Raw genomic sequence first — 20517 nt, 5'->3', positions numbered from 1 at the left:
GATCGGTGGGATCGGTGGGATTGATTGGAGCGGTGGGATCGGTGGGCGACGAGAACAGTGGTCACGGACGGTCGGCGCGGCGGACGACCACGGCGCTGTTGAAGCCCCCGTGTCCGCGGGCCAGCACCAGCGCCGCGTCGCCGGCGAGCAGGCGCGGCCGTCCTGTCACCAGGTCGATCCGGTGGGAGGCCGGCATCTGGCCGACATCCGCGGTCGGGGGGATCAACCCGTCCCGGACCGCGAGCAGCGCCGCCGCCAAGTCGAGTGCGGAGGCCCCGGCGCCGGGCCGGCCGGTCAGTGAGGTGATCGCGGTGACCGGGACCGCGTGTGCCCCGAAGACCTCGGTGATCGCCGCGGCCTCCTGGGCGTCCAGTTCCGGTACGGCCGCGCCCTCGGCGAACACCGCGCCGATCGCCGACGGCTCGACGCCCGCGTCCACCAGCGCCGCCCGGGCGGCCCTGACCAGGCCACCAGGCCTCCCGGAACCGGGCGGAGGATCGAAGCAGGCCGCGTAACCGGCCAGTTCGCCGTAGTCGCGGGTGCTGCCCCGGGCGCCGGCCGAGGCCGCGCTCTCCAGGATCAGCAGCGCACCGCCCTCGGCGACGACCTGTCCGGCGGCACGCTCACCGAAGGGCAGGCACGCCTCCTCGGGGCGGTCGGCGGTGCTCAGCCGGTTTCCGGTCAGCTCCGCCACGTAACCCCACGGGCACAGCGCCGACTCCATCGCCCCGGTGAGGACGGCATGCGTCCCCTTGCGCAGCATTCTGCGCGCGTGCCCGACCGCGTCCAGCCCGCCGGCCTGACCGGTCACCAGGACTCCGCTGGGGCCGCGCAGGCCGTGCCGAATGGAGATCTGGCCGGTGTTGACGGCGTAGAACCAGGCGAAGGACTGGTACGCACTGACATACCGGGGTCCCTTCGCCCACAGGCTCTCCAGTTCCCGCTGGCCGAACTCGAACCCGCCGGCGGAGTTCGCGGTCACCACCCCGACGCCGTACTCCGGGAGCGCGGCCGGGTCCAGACCGGCGTCCCGCAGCGCCTCGGACGCGGACGTCAGGGCGAGTTGGGTGACGCGGTCGGTCTGCGGCAGCAGCCGGCCGGGCAGGCCGGCCGGATCGAAGGCGTCGATCTCACCGGCCAGTCGGCTCGGGTAGCCGGAGGCGTCGAAGCGGGTGATCGGGCCGATTCCGCTGCGGCCTTCCAGAGCGCTCTGCCAGAAGGCGTCGGTGCCGCTGCCGTTGGCCGCCCGTACGTCGAGGCCCGTGACGAGAACCGTGTCTCTGCGGCCGCCGGCCGGGTCGGCCGGTGAGTCGGTCAGGAGGGCGTGGGCGGTCATCGGTGGGTCCCTTCGGGCCGGGTGAGCACCATGGCGCTCTGGAAACCGCCGAAGCCGCTGCCCACCGTGAGGACCGTGTCGAGGCGCTGCTGCCTGGCGGTGAGCGGCACGTAGTCGAGCGGGCATTCAGGGTCGGCCTCGTGGAGGTTGGCGGTGGGCGGTACGACGCCGTGCTCCAGGGCGAGGGCACAGGCGGCGATCTCGATGGCCCCGATGGCCCCCAGCGAATGGCCGATCATGGACTTGATCGAGCTGACCGGGATGGTCCGGGCGTGCTCGCCGAGGGCTCGCAGGAAGGCGGCCGACTCGTGCCGGTCGTTCTGCCTGGTGCCTGAGCCGTGCGCGTTGACGTAGTCCACGGCGGTCGCGTCGAGCCGGGCCTCGTCCAGCGCGCGGGTGATGGCCTCCGCCATCTCCTTGCCGTCCGGGCGCAGGCCCGTCATGTGGAACGCGTTGCTGCGCGAGGCATGACCGCCGATCTCGGCGTACACGTGGGCCCCCCGCGACCGGGCGTGCTCCCACTCCTCCAGTACCAGCACGGCGGCGCCCTCGCCGAGGACGAAGCCGTCCCGGGTCCGGTCGAAGGGCCGGGAAGCGGTGGCCGGGTCGTCGTTGCGCGGCGATGTCGCGCGGATCGCGTCGAAGGAGGCCACCGTGATCGGCGAGATCGGCGCATCGCTGCCGCCGGTGAGCATGACGTCCGCGGTACCCTCACGGATGAGCTCGCAGGCATGCCCGACGGCGTCGAGACCGGAGGTGCAGCCGGCCGAGACGACCGCGGCCGGACCGAGCGCGTCCGCCGCCCACGCCACCTCGCGGGCCAGGCTGCTGGGTACCAGGTAGTCGACCAGCTGCGGTACGGCGCGCCGGTGGTCGACGAGCCAGTCCCGGCCGCCGTCGCTGACGACGGCGTACTCCTTCTCCAGGCTCATCGTGCAGCCTACGGCGGTGCCCATGGACACGCCGGTCCGCTCGGGCACCGAGGGCGTACCGGAGGCGAAGCCGGCGTCCGCCAGCGCCTCCCGTGCGCAGGCCACCGCGAACTGGGCGGCCCGGTCCAGACGCCGGGCCTCCCGCGGTGAGAAGCCGGCGGTCAGCGGATCGAAGGCGCACTGAGCGGCGATGCGCGAACGGTAGGGCGTGGCGTCGAAGAAGGTGAGGGGACCGGTCGCGGTCCGCCCGGAGGTGATCAGCGACCAGAACTCCTTCGTCCCGTTGCCGCCCGGCGCGATGACGCCGATGCCCGTGACGGCGACCCTGCGGCTCACCGGGACCCACCCGTGGCCCGGGCCGTGGAATGGTCGGATCCACCTGCGTGGAGGGCCTCCGGGAGCCGGCTGACCGGCCGGTTCCGAGGGGATGCCGCCTCGTTCAGGGACGTCCCCGTCAAAGGCTGTGCGCTGTCCATCGAATCGACCCTTTCCCGTGCTCGGCCGGTGGTGCGACGCGTCACCCGTGGATGGCCCGGGGGACGTGGACGATCCTTGGCCGCACCGCTGGAGCGGGACTAGGAAGCCGGTGGAGCCGGGGCCGGACCGGGCCGCGGGACGCCGCGTACCATGGCCGCTGGCGACCGGTCCACCGCGTCGTCGGCCCATGCCCCGTATGCCGTCAGCGATCCGAAGGTCATAGCCGCATGACCGCTCAGCCCGCCCTGTCCCTGGGGGACTTCAGCACCCTTTTCGCGCTGGTGGGACGTTCGGCACGGATCCGTGCCGAACGCCTGCTCAACGATTTCGGCCTGCACGCCGGCCAGCAGTTCTTCCTGCGCTGCCTGTGGGAGGCGGACGGGAGCACGGTCGGAGAGCTCGCCCGGCAGGTACGTGTCGAGGCCCCCACGGCGACCCAGGCGGTCAAGCGCCTGGAGGCCGCCGGCATGGTGCGCCGCACCCCGGACGATCAGGACGCCCGGCGCAGCCGGGTCTGGCTGACCCCGGCCGGCCGGCGCACCTGGCCACAGGTGACCGCCGCCCTCGCGGAGCTGGAGCGGGAACTGCTCGCCCCGTTCTCGGTGGAGGAACGCGAGCAGCTCATGTCCCTCCTGCTGCGGCTGTACGAGACGTCCAGGCCGGCGGACGGATCCGGCGCCGGCTCAGGGTCGGCCACCCGTTCCAGCGCGACTCGAGCCGCACTCCAGGCGGGCGGCGCAGGCTGAAGGTCCCTACGCGCCAAGGAGGTTCGATGCCGCACACCGGCACCGCATCGCTCGAAACGGAACGGCTGTACAGCGAGGTCTCACACTTCTACGCACGGCAGATGCAGGCGCTCGACGACGGGCGGACCGAGGACTGGGCGGAGACCTTCACCGAGGACGGGGTCTTCGTCCTGCACGGCGGACACGACCGGGCGGCCGGCCGGCAGGCCCTCGTCGCGAGCAGCTCCAAGGCCCGCGCCGCGCTCGCCGAGCAGGGCATCAGGCATCGGCACTGGCTCGGCATGCTGACGGTGGACCCCCGGCCGGACGGCAGCGTGGCGGCCCGGTGCTACGCACTGGTCGTCGCCACCGCTCTCGGCGGCACCCCCGTGGTGCACCGCAGCACGGTCTGCGAGGACCTGCTGGTGCGCGAGGGCGCCGGGCCGTGGCTGGTGAAACACCGTCAGGTCAGCAGGGACGACCTGACCTGACGCCTGTCCGTGGGGCCCCGGCGGGGCCCCACGGACAGGTTCTGGGGACGGGTGCCGGTCAGCAGGCCGACTTGTGCGACAGACCGTGGCCCAGAGGATGGTGCTGGGGTGCGGTGGGGGAGAGTATCGCGCTCTGCAACTGCTGGAGGAACCAGGCGGGTTCCATGCCGAGTTCCTTCGCGAGGGCCCCGCGCAGCCGCTGGTACACGTCCAGTGCGCAGGAACGCCGCCCGGACCGCCACAGCGCCCGCATGTACTGGGCGTGCAGATTCTCGTGGAAGCGGTGCTGGGCGGCGAGTGCGCCGAGTTCGTCGAGGAGCTCCTGGTGCCGCCCGAGTCTCATCTCGGCGTCGATGCACAACCCGAGGGTGGTCAGGCGCAGTTCCTCCAGCCTGGTCACGTGCGCGGTGACCAACTGGCCGGCGTCCACGTCGACGAGCACCTGCCCCCGGTACAGGTCGAGCGCCCGGCGCAGCAGGATCACGCCCGTCTCGTCGTCGCCCCGGCCGATCGTCTCCCGGCCCTGTTTGGCGAGTTGGTCGAAGCGATACAGGTCGAAGGCCGCCTCGGGGACCTTGAGCATGTACCCGGGCCCGGCCGTCAGCAGATGCTCGCCGACGCCGGGATCCGCGCGCTGCAGCAGTTTGCGGAGCGTCAGGATGTACGTCTGGAGCGTCGTTCTGGCACTTGCCGGCGGCCGGTTCCCCCACAACTCCTCCACCAGGACCGAGACCGGGACGATGTGGTTGCAGTAGATGAGAAGAAGCGCCAGCACCTTTTTTGGTTTCGGAGCGCTGGGAACACATACGACGTCCCCGAACCGTAATTCCAGCATCCCTAGTATGCCGACGGAAATGTCCATCCGTTTCCCCCCGTGCCTGCGTCGCCGTATGCATGGTGCCGCGGTCCCGCTGAGTGCCGACATCGCCTGGCCGCTTCCCCTTCAGCGGCTGTGATGCCCCGAACGCTACCCAGAAGAGCGGCCGGTATCTCGGACCGATGAGCAAACATACTCGGACAAGACCGGAATCTGCCCGAAAAACACTCGTGAAAAGGGTGTTGTGCTGGTTAGAGCCGATGGAGTGCCGACTGTTTCTCCATGAGGCGGCCGACCGGTAAGCCGTCGAGGGCCCGGCCGGCCGCGTGCCGTCAGCCCAGGATGTGGTGCAGCGCCTGTTCCACGCATCGGTCGGCGAGCGCGGTGACGGTCAGCGCCGGCGGTACCGTCGCCATGGTGCCGGGTATGAGCGAGCTGTCGATGACGTAGAGGTTGTTGTAGCCGTACAGCCGCCCGTCGGTCGTGCACGCCTGGCCGAGCACCACGCCGCCGAGCGTGTGGGAGGTGGTGTCGGCGTTCACCCGCAGCGTGGAGGTGCCGGGGTTGGCGGCGTTGATCCGGTCCACGGTGGTCGTCACCGCCTGCGTGGCGCGCAGGGCCGAAGGGCTGTTGTTCGGCCACGTCAGGGACACGTCGTCGGTGGACGCGTTGTAGGTGAAGTACCCGTCGGCGGAGCAGGTGGTCATCGCGAGTGCGCCGAGGGCACCGGTGCCGTCCGCGGGAGGCACCGGCCACGGGAAATTGATCATCGTGACGGGTTCGTAGGGGTTGTCGGTGTCCTGGGCCACGATGCCGGACGGACCGCCCTGCGTGGGATTGTTCCAGGGCATGCCCACCCGTACCGTCTGCCGGTCGCTGTTCGTACCCCAGCCCCTGCCCACCGAGGCGCGCAGGGCGGGCAGACTGCCGCGGCCCCTGGCGGCGACCAGCAGTCGGCTGGTACCCAGCGAGCCCGCGGCGAAGAAGACGTGCTCCGCGCTGTACTCGGGGCGGGCCACCACGGCACCGCTGTCATCGATGCGCTCGCACCGCACCAGATAGCGGCCGGCCGAGGGCATCACGTCCACCACCCGGGTCAGCGTTTCGACCGACACCCGGCCGGTGGCCTCGGCCGCTGCCAGGATGGTCCGGTCGACGCTGCGCTTGGCACCGCTGTTGGCACCCCAGATGGAGCGGGCGATGATCAGCGACGCCTCCTTGGTGCCTGCCTGCTCCTCCCGTACCGTCTGCCAGTCCACCGACATGTCGGCCCGGAACGGCGTCAGTCCCGCGGCCGCGGTCTCGGCGGTGAACGAGCGGGCGGCGGTGTAGTGCGTGGAGGCGTACACGTCGTCCGGCATCGGGGCCGGACCGATCAGCGAGCGGGCCCTGGCGTACCACTGCTCGCTCATCTCGTCGAAGTCGATGTGCGTACCGAACGCCCTGTTGAACGCCTTCTGGGAAGGCTTGAGCATGACGGCGTTGTTGACCAGCGAACCCCCGCCGACGCCCGCGCCGGCCAGGGCGATGACCCCGTTCGCCCGGAAGGCCTCGAGCACCCCGGGGTACACGTCGAGCTGCTGGCTGACGAAGGGGCTCCAGGAGTTCAGCCACGAAGCCCGGCCGTCCGGGGCCGCGGGGGTGGCGAAGGTGCCGCCCTGGGCGGTGATCGGCCACCGCCTGCCGCGCTCCAGGACCACCGAGTCCAGCCCGGCCTGCGCGAGGCGGAGCGCGGCGACGCTGCCGGCGTAACCACTGCCGATGATCAGTATCTTGACGGATTCCGCGGCGGCGGCGGAACGCAGCGGAAGGGCTCCGAGCGCCGCGCCTGCCGCGACACCGGTGAGGAACCGGCGACGGGAGAGCCCGCTTCTGCCTGACATACCACTCCTTGACTGAGCGAAGAACGGGTGCTGGAACGGGCCGCAGCCGATGTGTCCGGACGCCCGGCGGCCGGACGGAGGGCGCGGTGTCGAGGGCGGATCAGCGCTTGCGGGCGATGGTCAGGCCGTCCGCGAGCGGCAGCATGACCACCTCGACCCGCGGGTCGGCCGCGAGCTGCGGGTTGAACTCGCGCAGCGCGGCGGCGTTTCCGGTCACCGGTTCGTCACCGAGTACCCGGCCGCCGTAGAGGACGTTGTCGAAGACGATCAGCCCGCCCGGCCGGGTCCGGACGATCAGCTCCTCGTAGTAGGCGGCGTAGCCGGTCTTGTCGGCGTCCACGAAGGAGAAGTCGATGCTCTCCTCGCGCGGCAGGGACCGCAGGGTCTCCAGGGCGGGGCCGAGGCGCAGCTCGATCCGGTCGGCCAGTCCGGCCGATTCCCACCCGTCCCGGGCGATGCGCGTCCACTCCTCGCTGGTGTCGCAGCACAGCAGATGTCCGTCGGCGGGCAGGGCGCGGGCGATGGACAGCGAGGAGTACCCGGTGAAGGTGCCCACCTCGATCGCCCGCCGGGCACCCGCCATCCGGGTCAACAGGGTGATCAGGGCGCCCTGTTCGGGCGCGATGCGCATGCCGGCCTTGTCACCGGTCTCCTTCTCGGTGCGTGCCACCAGGTCGTGATGGGCGGGCAGCGGCGCTATGCCGCTGGCGACCGCGTAGTCGACGACCTCCTGGGTAGCCGGCACCCGCATCGGCTGGTCGGCAGGAAATTCCATCACCACTCCTTTATCAGGTCCCCCACAGGCCCCGGCGTTCGCCAGGACGTGGACAACGTAGGAGCGGTGGCTGGAGAAGCACTCGAAAACCAGTACACGCCCTCGCGGCAGCTCTCCACCCGTGCTCGAGCGGGCTTCCACCGGCTCCCGGCAGCCTCGCTGGCGACGCCTGGCACCGGCCCCACGCACCGGCCCGTGCCCCGACAACGCCGCACTGCGGCCAGGAACGAGGAGCGAGATGCCTGCCAGCGACACCAGCACCCCGGCGGACCGGCGCACGGCCCTGATCACGGGCGCGACCAGTGGAATCGGGCTCGCGACCGCCCGTGCCCTGGCCGAGAGCGGACTGCGGGTCTTCCTGTGCGCGCGCTCCGCGGAGAACGTCGCCGCTACCGTCAAGGAACTGCGTGCCCAGGGGTACGAGGCGGACGGCACGACGTGTGACGTGCGTTCCCGCGCGGAGGTGACGGCGCTGGTCGCCGCCGCCGTCGCGGCGTACGGCCCTATCGACGTGCTGGTCAACAACGCCGGCCGCAACGGCGGCGGCATCACCGCCGAACTCTCCGACGAGGTCTGGTACGACGTCATCGACACCAACCTCAACAGCGTCTTCCTGGTGACCCGGGAGGTGCTGTCGGCCGGCGGGATACTCGGCCGGCCGCGCGGACGCGTCATCAACATCGCCTCCACCGGGGGAAAGCAAGGCGTCGTCCTCGCCGCCCCGTACTCCGCGTCCAAGGCGGGCGTAGTCGGCATGACCAAGGCGCTGGGACTGGAACTCGCCGCCTCCGGAACCACCGTCAACGCGGTCTGCCCGGGATACGTCGAGACCCCCATGGCGGAGCGGGTGCGCCGGGCCTACGCCGAGGCGTGGAACACCGGTGAGGAACAGATCCGCGAACGCTTCGAGGCGAAGATCCCGCTCGGCCGCTACACCACCCCCGAGGAGGTGGCCGCCATGGTCGGCTACCTCGTCTCGCCGGCCGCGGACGCCGTCACCGCGCAGGCGCTCAACGTCTGCGGCGGCCTCGGCAACTACTGACCGGCCCGCCACTCCTTTTCGGAAGGTGCACACCGTGTCCCAGACCACGCCCCGGACCGCCACGCCCCCTGCTCCCGACCTCACCGTCAGCCCCTCGCGGCGCACACCGGGCGAACGGCCCGGTGACCCGACCCGCGTCGACGTCGCGCACACCGTCACCGTCCCGGCCGCCCCGGCGGTTGTCTTCGCCCTGCTCGCCGCCGTCGAGCGGTGGCCGCTGATCTTCCCGCCCACCGTTCACGCCCGCGTCCTGGAGCGGGCGCCGGAGGGTGGCGGTCCGGAACGGCTTCAGCTGTGGGCCACCGCCAACGGCGGGGTGCGCACCTGGACGTCCCGTCGGCTGCTCGATCCGGCGCGGCAGCGCATCTCCTTCGGGCAGGACCGGCCCGTGGCACCGATCGCAGCCATGGGCGGGGAGTGGATCGTACGCCCAGTGGCAGGCGGCAGCGAGGTGATGCTCACCCACGTCTACGCCGCGGTCGACGACGACGCCGAGACGCTCGCCTGGCTGGAGAAGGCGGTCGACGGCAACAGCCGCGCCGAGCTGGCCGCTCTGGCCGAGGCGGCCCGGGACGCCGGAACCGGCCGGGATACCGGCTTCACCTTCCGCGACAGCCTGCGCATCGACGGGACGGCCGCCGCGGTCCACGCCTTCCTGGACCGGGCGGAGCACTGGGCGGAGCGGCTCCCTCACGTCGCCCGGGTGAAGCTCACCGAGGATCTGCCAGGCGTGCAGATCCTGGAGATGGATACCCGGACCGCCGACGGCTCGTCCCACACCACCCGGTCGGTCCGGGTCTGCGCCGCGCCCCACAGCATCCACTACAAGCAGCTCGTCACCCCGGCTCTGCTGCGCGTGCACACCGGAAGCTGGTTGCTGACGGAGGACGGGGACGGGGGCGTCACGGCGACCGCCGAGCACACCGTCGTACTGGCGACGGACGCCATCGGCCGGGTACTGGGACCCGACGCGACCGAGGAGCGGGCCCGGGCCTTCGTCCGGGACGCGCTGGGCCGCAACAGCTCGGCGACACTGCGGCAGGCCAAGGCCTTCGTGGAGGGGACGACCGGTGCCTGACCTCCTGGACGGACTCCCGGCCCGCGCCGATCTGCTGCTGCGGTCCGGTGCCCGCCGGTCCGGCGACCACCCCGCGCTCGTCCTCGGCGGCCGTGCTGTCACGTACGAGGGGCTCGACGCGGCGGTGGACCGGTGTGCCGCGCTGCTGCGGGAACGGCTGGGCGCGGGGGGCGCGGTCGTTGCGATCGGTGCGGACCTGCACCCCGACGTGGTGATCGCCTACCACGGTGCCTTGCGCAGCGGGAACCTGGCACTCCCGGTGGTCCCGCTGCTGCGCGAGCAGCAACTGCAGTACGTGCTGGAGAAGTCCGGCGCGCGGGCCGCCCTGGTCGGCGCCGAGCTCTACGCGCGGTTGCGGCGGATACGGCGCGGGCTGCCCGGGCTGGAACTCGTCGCGGTCCTCGGCGAGGGACCCGTGGGGGACGACGGGCAGGCGCCGCGTTTCGCGGACCTGCTCGACACCGCCGGTCCGGGCGTGCCCGAGCACCGCGCGGCCCCGGACGATCCGGCCGCGCTGCACTTCACCAGCGGCACCACGGGGATGCCGAAGGCCGTCGTGCTCAGCCACCGCAACGTGACGGTCAACGCGGTCCAGACCGCCCGGGCACACGGTCTGGACCGTACCTCCATCACCCTCGTGCACTTCCCCAGCTACCACCCCATGCACATGAACTCGGCCCTCGCCGCCGGAGCGACGCAGGTCCTGGTGCCCGGACCGGACCCGGTGGAGGCGATCGAACGGGCCCGCGCACACGCCGCGAGCCACATATATCTGCTGCCTGCCCGGCTGGCCCGGCTGGCCGCCCATCCCCGGCTGTCCGAACTGCGGCTGCCGGACGCCCGGATGATCGCCTCCGGCGGTTCCGCGCTCGCTCCGGCCCTGGCCGATACCCTCTCCGGGCATTTCGGCGTCCCCGTGGTCCAGGGGTACGGGCTGGCCGAGACCTCGCCCCTCACGCACTTCGACCGGCCCGGCGACCACCGCCCCGGATCGGTCGGCACACCGGTCGACGGGACCGAGCACCGGGTGGTGTCCCTGGACGACGGAGCGGTGCTGCCGCCCGGTGAGAACGGGGAGATCCAGCTCAGGGGACCTCAGGTGATGCGGGGTTACCTCGACGGCGAGCACGGCCCGGCCGTCGATGCCGACGGCTGGCTCGCCACCGGGGACGTCGGCCGGATCGACCCGGACGGCCGGCTCCACCTGACCGACCGCATCAAGGACGTCTTCAAGTGCGACAACTGGCTCGTCTCGCCCACCGAGATCGAAGCCGCCCTCGCCGAGGACCCGGCCGTGGCCGACAGCGTCGTTCTCGACCGGCCGCACCCGGTGTCCGGCGCGGTCGCCCACGCCCTGCTCGTCCTCACCGACCCCCGCTCCCCCGAGGAGGCGGAGCGGATCATCGGCCGGCTCAACGCCCGGTTGCCCTACTACAAGCAGGTCCGCGGTCACGAGGTCGTCGCACGGCTTCCGCGTACCCCCAACGGCAAGATCCCGCGGCGCGAGCTGCGGGCTTCCTTCCACACACGGCTCGACGGAGGTTCCCCGATGGTGATCCTGATCAACGAGTTCATCCTGACCTCGGCGCCCGAGGAGTTCGAGAAGGTCTTCGAGGCCAGCTCGGTGTACATGCGCACACAGCCCGGGTTCATCGACCACACCCTGGTCCGGTCGCTGACCAACCCGAACGTCTACACCAACATCGCACGCTGGGAGGACGCGGCGGCACACATACAGGTCGTGCAGTCCGAGGGCTTCCAGGACCACATCCGGGAGCTCGCCTCCGTTGCCAAGGCCACGCCGCAGCTGCACGCCGTGGTGTCGCATGTCGAACGCGGCTGACCCGCTGGGCCTGGCCGGTACCCGGGTGCTGGTGGCCGGGGCGACCGGGCTGGTGGGCGGCGCGGTGGTGCGCGCCTTCGCCGCCGCGGGTGCCGAGGCAGTGGTGCACGGCCGGGACGAGAAGGCGGCCACCGCGCTCGCCGACCGCGTCGCCGCCGAGCACGGCGTCCGCGCGCATCCGGTGACCGCCGACCTCGCCACGCCCGAAGGCCCGCAGATGCTGCGCGCGGGACTCGACGCGGCGGGCGTGGACCGGCTGGACGTCCTCGTCAACTGCGTCACCGGCTATGACGGACGGCCCCGGCCGGCCACCGCGCTCACCGCCGAGGAGTTCCGCTCGCTGCTGGACACCGACCTGGTCGCGGTCTTCCGCCTGGTCACCGCCATTCTTCCGCTGCTGGCCGCGGCCGGGCGGTCCCGGGTGGTGCTGCTGTCCTCGCTGGCCGGGGTACGCGGCCGGCCGGCCGCGGCCCACCTGTGCTCGGTCAAGGCGGCGGTGGCCGGTCTCACCCTGGCACTGGCCCACGACCTGGCGGCCGAGGGCGTGCGGGTCAACTGCGTGGCCCCCGGCCCGGTACAGGAGCCCGGCACGCCACACAGCGGTCCCCTGGGCCCGGGCATCGTCCCGACGACCCCCGACGAAGTGGCGGGCTGCGTTCTCGCACTCGCCTCCGACCTGTCAGCTCCCGTCAACGGCCACCTCCAGGTGGTCAACGGCGGTAGGCCCTGATCACGCGAAGGCGGTTTGGCACATGAACGAGCAGCGCATCGCGCACCATCCCCCCGGCCCCGGTACCGAACCCCCGCGCCTCTTCCGGGCCGGCCGGATCGCCCTGGTCACCGGAGCCTCCCGCGGACTCGGCCGGGCCGTCGCCCACCGGCTGCGGAAGGCCGGCTGTCACGTCTACCTGAACTACGCCGCCGACGACGCGGCCGCCGCCGAGGCCGTCGAGGCGGCCGCGGACCTCCCGGGCAGCACCACACCGGTCAAGGGGGACATCGGCTCGGCCGAGTTCCTGGCCGGCCTGCTCGACCGGATCCGGGACGAGCACGGGCAGTTGGACATCTTCGTGCACAACGCCGCCACCATGCACCCGATGCTCCCGGTGGCACCGGAGACCGGCCCGCTCTTCGACGAGATCGCCCTCGCCCTCAACCCGCTGCTGCACGGCGCGGGCACGATCGCCAAGCTGATGCCGGAGGGCGGCCGGGTCATCGCCGTCTCCGGCAACGGGGCGTTCGAGGTGATCCCGCACTACCTCGCCACCGGAGTGGCCAAGGCGGCGCTGGAGAACCTGGTGCGCTATCTCGCCGTCGACCTGGCACCGTTCGGTATCACCGTCAACGCCGTCTCCACCCATCTGCTCGACAAAGGGGAGCACACCTCCAACAAGGCCATCGCCGGGCTGCTGGCGTCCCGCACCCCCAACGGCCGCCTCACCCGCCCCGAGGACGTCGCCGACGTGATCGCCCTGCTGTGCGCGCCGGAGGCCGCCTGGATCCAGGGGCAGGTCGTGGTGGCCGACGGCGGCCTCGGACTGCGGGCCTGAGGGGGCGGACGTGGACATCACGACCGATGTCTGTGTGGTCGGCGCGGGCCCGGCCGGCCTGACACTGGCCCTGCTGATGCTGCGGTCCGGCGCCCGGGTCACCGTCGTGGAACGCTCCCGGTCCTTCGACCGCGAGTACCGGGGCGAGATCCTCCAGCCCGGCGCAATGACACTCCTGGACGACCTGGGCCTGCTCGCCGGAGCACGCGCCCGCGGTGGTTACGAACTCGGCCGGTTCCAGCTCGTGGAGAACGAGCGCCTGCTGATGGACATCGACTACGGGACCCTCCCGCCGCCCTACGGCTTCCTGCTGAGCCTGCCCCAACGGCATCTGCTGACGGAGCTGTTCGACGCCTGCTCCGGGTATCCGGACTTCACCTATCTGGACGGCTGCGGCCTCAGGGAGCTTTCCGGCGACGGGAACGCCGTCACCGGCATCGTGTGCGGACAGGGCGAGCGGCGCCGCCGGATCACTGCGCCTATCACGGTCGCCGCCGACGGCCGGTACTCGAAGACCCGGCGGCTGGCCGGGATCGAACAGCACCGTCTGGATGCCTTCGCGCACGACATCCTGTGGTTCCGGGTGCCGGCCGGGGACCGGCGGGACCGCACGGTGCGGGTGCACCGCACCGACGGCGCACCGGTGCTCATCTACGACTCGTACCCGGACTGCGTGCAGATCGGCTGGACCCTGCCGCACAACGGCTACCGGAAGATCGCCGAGGAAGGAGTGGAACGGCTGCGGACGCGGATCGCGCGGGCGGTTCCGGCGTACGCGGACCAGGTGCTCGAACAGGTCAAGGAGCTCGGCGACCTGACCCTGCTCGATGTCTTCTCCGGCTACGCCGAGGAGTGGGCGGCCGACGGACTGGTCCTGCTCGGCGACAGCGCGCACACGCACAGCCCGATCGGCGCCCAGGGCATCAACCTGGCCGTGCAGGACGCCGTTCTGCTGCACCCGGTGCTGCTGTCGGCCCTGGGGACCGGCGACTTCGGCAAGGCGGCGCTGTCGGCCTGGGTGCCGGACCGCCGCAAGGACATCGAGAAGGTCTTCACCCTGCAGGCCAGGCAGAGCAAGGCGATGCTCGGCGGCGGAGGCCGGATCGCCGGGGCGGTCCGGCCGCTGGCCGCGCGTGCTCTGGCGCACACCCCGCTCTACGGCAGGATCCTGCGCGCCATCGCGTTCGGGGCCCGGCCGGTCACAGTGCGCTCGGACCTGTTCGGCGAGGCGGAACCGATACGCCGGGAGGCTGCCGGAACATGAGAATCATCGATCTGTCCTCACCCATCGACGCATCGTTCTGGGAACCGGACGAGGTGGTGCACCGGGTGCTCGACGCGCATCAGGCGGCCCTGCACGTCCGCGACGAGATGAAGGAGCACTTCGGCCTGGACCTCGACCCGGACGTCTTCCCGGACGGCGCCTTCCTCACCAACGACTACCTGACACTCACCACACACACCGGCACCCACGTCGACGCGCCCGCGCACTACGGCCCCGCGGCGCACGGACGCACCCCCCGGACCATCGACCGGATGCCGCTGGACTGGTTCGTGCGGCCCGGCATGGTGCTGGACCTGCGGGAGGCCGGGACGGGCACGGTCGGGGTCGAGCACCTGGAGCGCGAGTTCGCGCGCGTGGGGCGCCGGCCTCGGCCGCTGGACGTCGTACTGCTGCACACCGGCGCCGACCGGAACCTCGGCAAGCCGGAGTACTTCACCGAGTTCACCGGACTGGACGGGCCGGCCACAAGGCTGCTGCTCGGCCTGGGGGTACGGGTGATCGGCACCGACGCCTTCAGCCTCGACGCGCCCTTTACCCACATCATCCGCGAATACCATCGCACCGGGGACCGGGACGTGCTGTGGCCGGCCCACTTCGCCGGACGCCAGGAGGAGTACTGCCAGCTCGAACGGCTGGCCAACCTGCAGGACCTGCCGTCCTCGACCGGGTTCACCGTCAGCTGCCTGCCGGTGAAGATAGCCGGGGCCGGTGCGGGCTGGTCACGGGTGGTGGCGCTGATCGAGAAGTGAACGGCGGCCGACGCGGAAAGGAACGTACCGGCCGACTCCGCGATCTCCTGACAGGCCATTACTTAGTCGGCTACATTTCGAACAGCGCGGGCTCGGCCCCGTGGTTCTCGCGACGCGCATCCGGCGTCGGTTCCCCCTCGCACCGCCCAACGGGCGGGCTATGGAAAGGCATTCATGGAGAACAGGAAACTCGGTTCGGCCGGCCTGGCGACCTCGGCCCTCGGCCTCGGCTGCATGGGCATGGCGGGCGCGTACGGGGCGGCGGACACCGACGAGGCCGTTGCCACCGTCCGCCGAGCGCTGGACCTCGGCGTCACCTTGATCGACACGGCCGACTTCTACGGGCCGGGCACCGCCGAGAAGATCGTCGCCCAGGCCCTTTCCGGCCGCCGGGACGAGGCCGTGGTCGCCACCAAGTTCGGGATGCGGCGCCCGGCCGGCGGCCCGCCCTACATCGACGGCAGCCCCGCGTACGTCCGCGAGGCCTGCGAGGCCTCCCTGCAGCGCATGGGCCTGGACCACATCGACCTCTACTACCTGTCCCGGCTGGACCCGAAGGTCGACATCGAGGAGACCGTCGGCGCCCTCGGTGAACTCGTAGCCGAGGGCAAGGTGCGGCACATCGGACTCTGCGAGGTCTCCGCACGCACCCTGCGGCGGGCGCACGCGGTGCACCCGATCTCGGCCCTCCAGACCGAGTACTCGCTGTGGGAACGGCACGTGGAGGAGGAGATCCTGCCTACCTGCCGAGAGCTGGGCACCGGCTTCGTGGCCTACAGCCCGCTCGGTCGCGGCTTCCTCACCGGAGCCCTCGACAGCGCCGACGACCTGGCCGAGGACGACCAGCGCCGTAACCACCCGCGGTTCCAGGGCGAGAACTTCGACCACAACCGCAACCTGGTGCGCATGGTCGAGGAGCTGGCCGAGAGCAAGGGGATCAGCCTCACCCAGCTCGCGCTGGCCTGGGTGCTGGCACAGGGCGGTGACGTGGTGCCGATTCCCGGAACCCGGCGCATCGCACACCTGGAGCAGAACGCCGCGGCCGCCGAGGTCCGTCTGACGGACGAGGAGGTCGGCCGGCTCTCCGACGCCTTCCCGGTCGGCGCCACCGCCGGGCTGCGCTACCCCGCGCAATTCATGCGGACCATCGACCAGAGCTGACGTCCACTCAACCAGCGGTAATCAGGCCGAGGTTCATCGGCTGACACCCGTCCGGACCGCAGGAGGCGGGGCACGCACCCGGTGTGTGCCCCGCCTCCTGCGTTCATGGTGAGTGGCCGGAGTGGCCGCCTCAGCGCGGCGTCATGCCGTCCACCCCGGCGCCCGCGTCACCTCGACCACCGCGCACGACCAGGTGAAGCCGGCTCCCACACCCATCAGTACGCACCGCTCCCCGGCCCGGAGCGCGCCGGAGACCACCAGGTGCTCCAGAGCGGCGATCTGGTCCCCGGCACCCAGATGCCCCACCCGGCTGCTGAACTCCCAGGCGGTGCGCTCGGCGTCGATGCCCAGCGGGCGCAGGCAGTTGGTCTCCAGGCGACGGCGCCCGAAGTGCGGCAGCACCCACCGGGAGATCTCGGCGGTGCTCACCCCGGCGTCCGCCAGCGCCTCCTTCACGGCGTCGCGCTGCCCGGCTGCCACCCGGGCCACGCTGAACGACATCCCGGCCCGGTCGACGTACCTTTTCTTGTGCCCTTCCAGATCGAGCACGCCCGGCGGAGCGGTCCGTGCCACCCCGAAGGGATCGCCGGCGCGGTGCATCCCCTCCAGCGCCGGATCCGATACCAGCACCAGCGAACGCACCCGGGCGAAGCCCTCCCGCGCCGACAGCAGCATCGAAGTGCCGCCGTCGGCGTAGACGGTGCCCGGGTCGCTGTGCCAGCGGTCGAAGCCCGGCGGGCAGAACCGGTCGGCCGTGGTGACCAGTACCTGCCCGCACCCCGGCCCAGGCCCTGTCCCGGGCGACAGCATGGTGGATGCCAGGAAGAGCGCCGCCATGCCCCCGTTCGACACCTGGCGCACCTCCAGCGCCGGACAGCCGCCGGGCAGTACCCGCCGCTGCACGTAGGAGGCCGTGCCCCACAGGGCGTTGCCCTGGTCGTACAGGCTCGCGTGCAGCAGCAGATCCACCTCCGAGCCGTCCGTTCCGGCCCGCTCCAGCGCGCGTCCGGCGGCCCGCACGGCCATCTCGGCGGGCACCTCGGTGTCGTCCGCGCAGACCGTCACGGACCGCATGCCGCTCTTCGCGGCCGCGGCCGCCGCCCACTCTCCCCGAGCCACCGCCTCGGCCACCGGCAGCGCGGGTGGCAGCCAGCTGCCGAGACCGGCGATGTACAGCTGATCGCACCTCATGGACGCTTCCTCTCCGGGCCCGGACCCACGGGCGCCGCTCAGATCGTCCGGCCCGCTTCTCGACCGTGGATCGAGGACGGCTGGAGACCTCAGGGCCTCTCGTCCGGATCATGCCGGGCCCGCGCGGTCCGGACCGCGCGCTCGCCTCGTCGCCGCCGGTCGCCGGAGCTCCTTCCCCGAGCTTCCGGCTCCGCTCGGCCGAGCGGGGGAGAACCCCTCCGATTCCCTCCTCCTCTGCGAACGCGCACCGGACACCGCTCCCCGGTCCGCACTGGTCCGAACGAAAGAACCTGGATCAACGGTCGAGTGAATCTGTAGCGGCCCCTGCGAGGATCGGCCGCGGCGGACCGCTCGGGGCGGTGTGCCGAGAGGAGGAACCATGTCGCGCTCAGTGCCGTCCGCCCGACCGGAGCTGCTTCCCGTGGCGCTGCTGCTGCCTGGCCAGGGGGCCCAGCACCCGGGCATGGCCACCGGTCTGTACGGTTACGACGAGATCTTCACCGGCGCGGCGGACGAGGTGTTCGCCGCACTCGGCGCGGACGGCGGCCGGGTGCGCGACGACTGGCTCGGGGAACGCCCCCGGGTACCGGTGGACCATGTCACCCGGTCCCAGATCCTGCTGTTCACGATCAACTACGCCCTCGGCCGGACCGTCGAGTCGTGGGGGGTGCGCCCGGCCGCGCTGCTCGGCCACAGCGTCGGCGAGATGGCCGGGGCGGTCCTGGCCGGGGTGTTCGCCGTGGCCGATGCCGCCCGACTGATGTGGGACCGGGTGACCCGGCTCGCCGAAGGGCCGGCCGGCGGGATGGTCGCGGTGGCCGCGGCCCCCGGCGCGCTGACGCCCTACCTGCGCGGCGATGTGGTGGTGGGCGCACACAACGCGCCCCGCCAGACCGTGCTGGCCGGCCCGGAACCACAACTGGGCGAGATCACCGGCCTGTTGCGGGAGCAGGGCATGGTATGCCGGAGTGTGCCGGGCTCCACGCCGTTCCACAGCCCGGTGCTCGCGCCGCTCGCCGCCCGCGCGGAGCCGGCCTTCGCCACGGTGCGGGCGCAGCCGCCCGCCTTCCCGCTGATCTCCGGCTACACCGCCGCCCCGCTCACCGCCGATCAGGCCGCCGACCCCGCCTGGTGGTCCTCCCATCCGACCGCGCCCGTCCGGTTCTGGCCCGCTCTGGACCATCTGCTGCGCGGCCCGGGCCGGCAACTCGTGGAGTGCGGGCCCGGCCGGGCACTGACCGCCATCGCCAGGCGGCATCCGGCGGTGCTGGCCGGACGCAGCCGGGTGCTCCCGCTGCTTCCGGCCGGTCCGGCCGATCAGGCGGAGGCTCGCGACTGTCTGGCTGCCGCGCGGTCCGTCCTCGTCCCGGCCGGCGCCTGACCGGCCCGCGTGTCAGTCCGACCGGGGCCGGTCCCGTCCGGTGCCCCATACCGAGAGGCTGCGATGACGACCATGGATACCCCGGCCCCGGCTGCCGCCGCCCCGGCGCCCGCGACGCCGCCCGTGTCCGGTGTGCGGCAGCGGGTCGCCGAGCTCGGCGCGCTGCGCGCGCAGGTGCAGGCAGGTCCGGACGAGAAGGCCACCGCGGCCCAGCACGCGCGGGGGAAGCTGACCGCCCGTGAGCGGATCGACTTGCTGCTGGATCCGGGGACCTTCCACGAGGTGGAGCCGTTCCGCCGGCACCGGGCCACCGGTTTCGGCCTGGAGCTGAAGCGGCCCTGCACGGACGGGGTCATCACCGGCTGGGGTGAGGTGGAAGGCCGGACCGTCTTCGTCTACGCCCATGACTTCCGGATCTTCGGCGGCTCACTCGGCGAGGCGCACGCGGCGAAGATCCACAAGATCATGGACATGGCGCTCGCGGCCGGCGCGCCCCTGGTGTCGCTGAACGACGGGGCCGGCGCCCGCATCCAGGAAGGTGTCTCCGCGCTCGCCGGGTACGGCGGCATCTTCCGTCGCAACACCCGGGCCTCGGGCGTGATTCCGCAGATCAGCGTGATATTGGGCCCGTGTGCCGGCGGCGCGGCCTACAGCCCCGCGCTGACCGACTTCGTGTTCATGGTGCGCGGAACCTCGCAGATGTTCATCACCGGCCCGGACGTCGTGCAGGCGGTCACCGGCGAGCGGATCACCCAGAACGGCCTGGGCGGCGCCGACGTGCACGCGGAGACCTCCGGAGTCTGTCACTTCGCCTACGACGACGAGGAGTCCTGCCTCACCGAGGTCCGCTACCTGCTGAGCCTGCTGCCGCTGAACAACCATGAGCGACCGCCCCGGGCCGTCACCGACGACCCAGCCGACCGACGGTCACCGGCGCTGCTGGACCTGGTGCCGGCGGAGGGGAGCCGGCCGTACGACATGCGTGAGGTGATCTCCGAGCTGGTCGACGACGGCGAGCTGCTGGAGGTGCATGAGCGGTGGGCCCCCAACGTGCTCTGCGTCCTGGCCCGGCTGGCCGGCGAGGTCGTCGGCATCGTGGCGAACCAGCCCATGGCGCTGGCCGGCGTCCTGGACATCACAGCGTCCGAGAAGGCGGCCCGCTTCGTCCAGACGTGCGACGCGTTCAGCATTCCGCTGGTCACCCTGCTGGACGTACCCGGCTTTCTGCCCGGTGTGGGTCAGGAGCACGGCGGGATCATCCGGCACGGGGCCAAACTGCTGTACGCCTACTGCGATGCCACCGTGCCCAGGATCTCAGTGATCCTGCGCAAGGCGTACGGCGGTGCCTACATCGTCATGAACTCCCAGTCCATCGGCGCGGACCTGACCTTCGCCTGGCCCACCAACGAGATCGCCGTGATGGGGGCCGAGGGTGCCGCCAACGTCATCTTCCGGCGTCGGATCGCCGAGTCTGCGGACCCCGAGGCGACGCGCGCCCGGCTGGTCAAGGAGTACCGGACGGAACTCATGCACCCCTACTACGCGGCGGAACGCGGGCTGGTGGACGATGTCATCGACCCCGCCGCCACCCGGCAGACGCTCGTGTCCGCGCTCGCCATGCTCCGCACGAAGCACGCGGAGCCGGCACCCCGCAAGCATGGCAACCCGCCGCTGTGAGGCCGTAGCCCCTGATCGTGACGGCCCGCCTCGTCGTCCTCTTCGCAGCGCCGCAGGAGGACTGTTGGTCTCCGGGTCCGGCACGGCTGTTCCCGCCCCTGTCGAAAGCAGGTCGATACCGTTG

Annotated in this window: 18 protein-coding genes; 12 read left to right on the top strand and 6 right to left on the bottom strand. The window is 72.0% G+C overall.

The window, feature by feature from the left end:
- Window positions 1-61: 61 nt before the first annotated feature.
- Complete coding sequence (locus AB0D53_RS28540) at window positions 62-1336, bottom strand: beta-ketoacyl synthase N-terminal-like domain-containing protein (RefSeq protein WP_362451736.1); 1275 nt, start codon at window positions 1334-1336, stop codon at window positions 62-64.
- On the bottom strand, window positions 1333-2604 hold the full coding sequence (locus tag AB0D53_RS28535) for a beta-ketoacyl-[acyl-carrier-protein] synthase family protein (RefSeq protein ID WP_362451734.1): 1272 nt from the start codon (window positions 2602-2604) through the stop codon (window positions 1333-1335). Before AB0D53_RS28535 ends, AB0D53_RS28540 begins: the two co-directional genes overlap by 4 nt.
- A 368-nt stretch (window positions 2605-2972) precedes the next feature.
- Here AB0D53_RS28535 and AB0D53_RS28530 point away from each other — a divergent pair, with 368 nt between their 5' ends.
- Window positions 2973-3491 carry a MarR family transcriptional regulator gene (locus tag AB0D53_RS28530; RefSeq protein ID WP_362451731.1) on the top strand — a complete coding sequence of 173 codons (519 nt, stop codon included), beginning with the start codon at window positions 2973-2975 and terminating at the stop codon, window positions 3489-3491.
- 26 nt (window positions 3492-3517) lie between these two features.
- Entirely contained in the window at window positions 3518-3961 is a 444-nt protein-coding gene (locus AB0D53_RS28525; RefSeq protein ID WP_362451729.1) for a nuclear transport factor 2 family protein, read from the top strand.
- A gap of 58 nt (window positions 3962-4019) precedes the next feature.
- Here AB0D53_RS28525 and AB0D53_RS28520 read toward each other — a convergent pair whose 3' ends face one another.
- The 3 genes from AB0D53_RS28520 to AB0D53_RS28510 all read right to left on the bottom strand — a co-directional run bounded on the left by AB0D53_RS28520 (window position 4020) and on the right by AB0D53_RS28510 (window position 7436).
- Window positions 4020-4796 carry an AfsR/SARP family transcriptional regulator gene (locus tag AB0D53_RS28520; protein ID WP_362451727.1) on the bottom strand — a complete coding sequence of 259 codons (777 nt, stop codon included), beginning with the start codon at window positions 4794-4796 and terminating at the stop codon, window positions 4020-4022.
- Window positions 4797-5110: 314 nt separating this feature from the next.
- Window positions 5111-6661: a GMC oxidoreductase gene (locus tag AB0D53_RS28515; RefSeq protein ID WP_362451725.1), complete on the bottom strand. Its 1551-nt coding sequence runs from the start codon at window positions 6659-6661 to the stop codon at window positions 5111-5113.
- Between the two features lie 100 nt (window positions 6662-6761).
- Window positions 6762-7436 carry a class I SAM-dependent methyltransferase gene (locus AB0D53_RS28510; protein WP_362451723.1) on the bottom strand — a complete coding sequence of 225 codons (675 nt, stop codon included), beginning with the start codon at window positions 7434-7436 and terminating at the stop codon, window positions 6762-6764.
- 238 nt (window positions 7437-7674) lie between these two features.
- On the opposite strand from AB0D53_RS28510, the gene AB0D53_RS28505 reads away from it, so the two are divergent.
- The 8 genes from AB0D53_RS28505 (at window position 7675) to AB0D53_RS28470 (ending at window position 16144) form a co-directional block, all read left to right on the top strand.
- Entirely contained in the window at window positions 7675-8478 is an 804-nt protein-coding gene (locus AB0D53_RS28505) for an SDR family NAD(P)-dependent oxidoreductase (RefSeq protein ID WP_362451720.1), read from the top strand.
- Between the two features lie 34 nt (window positions 8479-8512).
- Window positions 8513-9556 (top strand): aromatase/cyclase, encoded by a 1044-nt coding sequence (locus AB0D53_RS28500; protein ID WP_362451718.1) that lies wholly within the window; start codon window positions 8513-8515, stop codon window positions 9554-9556.
- Window positions 9549-11399 (top strand): AMP-binding protein, encoded by a 1851-nt coding sequence (locus AB0D53_RS28495; protein WP_362451715.1) that lies wholly within the window; start codon window positions 9549-9551, stop codon window positions 11397-11399. Before AB0D53_RS28500 ends, AB0D53_RS28495 begins: the two co-directional genes overlap by 8 nt.
- Complete coding sequence (locus AB0D53_RS28490) at window positions 11383-12129, top strand: SDR family oxidoreductase (protein WP_362451713.1); 747 nt, start codon at window positions 11383-11385, stop codon at window positions 12127-12129. Before AB0D53_RS28495 ends, AB0D53_RS28490 begins: the two co-directional genes overlap by 17 nt.
- A 22-nt stretch (window positions 12130-12151) precedes the next feature.
- Window positions 12152-12949 carry an SDR family oxidoreductase gene (locus AB0D53_RS28485; protein WP_362451711.1) on the top strand — a complete coding sequence of 266 codons (798 nt, stop codon included), beginning with the start codon at window positions 12152-12154 and terminating at the stop codon, window positions 12947-12949.
- A gap of 10 nt (window positions 12950-12959) precedes the next feature.
- Complete coding sequence (locus AB0D53_RS28480) at window positions 12960-14213, top strand: FAD-dependent monooxygenase (protein ID WP_362451709.1); 1254 nt, start codon at window positions 12960-12962, stop codon at window positions 14211-14213.
- Window positions 14210-14983 (top strand): cyclase family protein, encoded by a 774-nt coding sequence (locus AB0D53_RS28475; RefSeq protein ID WP_362451706.1) that lies wholly within the window; start codon window positions 14210-14212, stop codon window positions 14981-14983. Before AB0D53_RS28480 ends, AB0D53_RS28475 begins: the two co-directional genes overlap by 4 nt.
- A 174-nt stretch (window positions 14984-15157) precedes the next feature.
- Window positions 15158-16144 (top strand): aldo/keto reductase, encoded by a 987-nt coding sequence (locus AB0D53_RS28470; RefSeq protein WP_362451704.1) that lies wholly within the window; start codon window positions 15158-15160, stop codon window positions 16142-16144.
- A gap of 141 nt (window positions 16145-16285) precedes the next feature.
- On the opposite strand, the gene AB0D53_RS28465 is transcribed toward AB0D53_RS28470, so the two are convergent.
- Window positions 16286-17335 (bottom strand): ketoacyl-ACP synthase III family protein, encoded by a 1050-nt coding sequence (locus AB0D53_RS28465; protein ID WP_362451701.1) that lies wholly within the window; start codon window positions 17333-17335, stop codon window positions 16286-16288.
- Window positions 17336-17714: 379 nt separating this feature from the next.
- On the opposite strand from AB0D53_RS28465, the gene AB0D53_RS28460 reads away from it, so the two are divergent.
- Window positions 17715-18716 carry an acyltransferase domain-containing protein gene (locus AB0D53_RS28460; RefSeq protein WP_362451699.1) on the top strand — a complete coding sequence of 334 codons (1002 nt, stop codon included), beginning with the start codon at window positions 17715-17717 and terminating at the stop codon, window positions 18714-18716.
- Window positions 18717-18779: 63 nt separating this feature from the next.
- Window positions 18780-20393 (top strand): acyl-CoA carboxylase subunit beta, encoded by a 1614-nt coding sequence (locus tag AB0D53_RS28455; RefSeq protein WP_362451697.1) that lies wholly within the window; start codon window positions 18780-18782, stop codon window positions 20391-20393.
- Window positions 20394-20517 lie beyond the last annotated feature (124 nt).

The sequence above is a fragment of the Streptomyces sp. NPDC048295 genome, from assembly GCF_040652135.1.
In the GTDB taxonomy this organism is placed as follows: domain Bacteria; phylum Actinomycetota; class Actinomycetes; order Streptomycetales; family Streptomycetaceae; genus Streptomyces.
The sequence above is the reverse complement of the archived record's forward strand: the minus strand, read 5'-3'. Positions and strand labels throughout refer to the sequence as shown.

Coding starts and splice junctions, on each gene's coding strand:
- AB0D53_RS28540 (WP_362451736.1), bottom strand. CDS start 1,336: ATGACCGCCCACGCCCTCCTGACCGACTCACCGGCCGACCCGGCCGGC.
- AB0D53_RS28530 (WP_362451731.1), top strand. CDS start 2,973: ATGACCGCTCAGCCCGCCCTGTCCCTGGGGGACTTCAGCACCCTTTTC.
- AB0D53_RS28525 (WP_362451729.1), top strand. CDS start 3,518: ATGCCGCACACCGGCACCGCATCGCTCGAAACGGAACGGCTGTACAGC.
- AB0D53_RS28520 (WP_362451727.1), bottom strand. CDS start 4,796: ATGCTGGAATTACGGTTCGGGGACGTCGTATGTGTTCCCAGCGCTCCG.
- AB0D53_RS28515 (WP_362451725.1), bottom strand. CDS start 6,661: ATGTCAGGCAGAAGCGGGCTCTCCCGTCGCCGGTTCCTCACCGGTGTC.
- AB0D53_RS28510 (WP_362451723.1), bottom strand. CDS start 7,436: ATGGAATTTCCTGCCGACCAGCCGATGCGGGTGCCGGCTACCCAGGAG.
- AB0D53_RS28505 (WP_362451720.1), top strand. CDS start 7,675: ATGCCTGCCAGCGACACCAGCACCCCGGCGGACCGGCGCACGGCCCTG.
- AB0D53_RS28490 (WP_362451713.1), top strand. CDS start 11,383: ATGTCGAACGCGGCTGACCCGCTGGGCCTGGCCGGTACCCGGGTGCTG.
- AB0D53_RS28485 (WP_362451711.1), top strand. CDS start 12,152: ATGAACGAGCAGCGCATCGCGCACCATCCCCCCGGCCCCGGTACCGAA.
- AB0D53_RS28475 (WP_362451706.1), top strand. CDS start 14,210: ATGAGAATCATCGATCTGTCCTCACCCATCGACGCATCGTTCTGGGAA.
- AB0D53_RS28470 (WP_362451704.1), top strand. CDS start 15,158: ATGGAGAACAGGAAACTCGGTTCGGCCGGCCTGGCGACCTCGGCCCTC.
- AB0D53_RS28465 (WP_362451701.1), bottom strand. CDS start 17,335: ATGAGGTGCGATCAGCTGTACATCGCCGGTCTCGGCAGCTGGCTGCCA.
- AB0D53_RS28460 (WP_362451699.1), top strand. CDS start 17,715: ATGTCGCGCTCAGTGCCGTCCGCCCGACCGGAGCTGCTTCCCGTGGCG.
- AB0D53_RS28455 (WP_362451697.1), top strand. CDS start 18,780: ATGACGACCATGGATACCCCGGCCCCGGCTGCCGCCGCCCCGGCGCCC.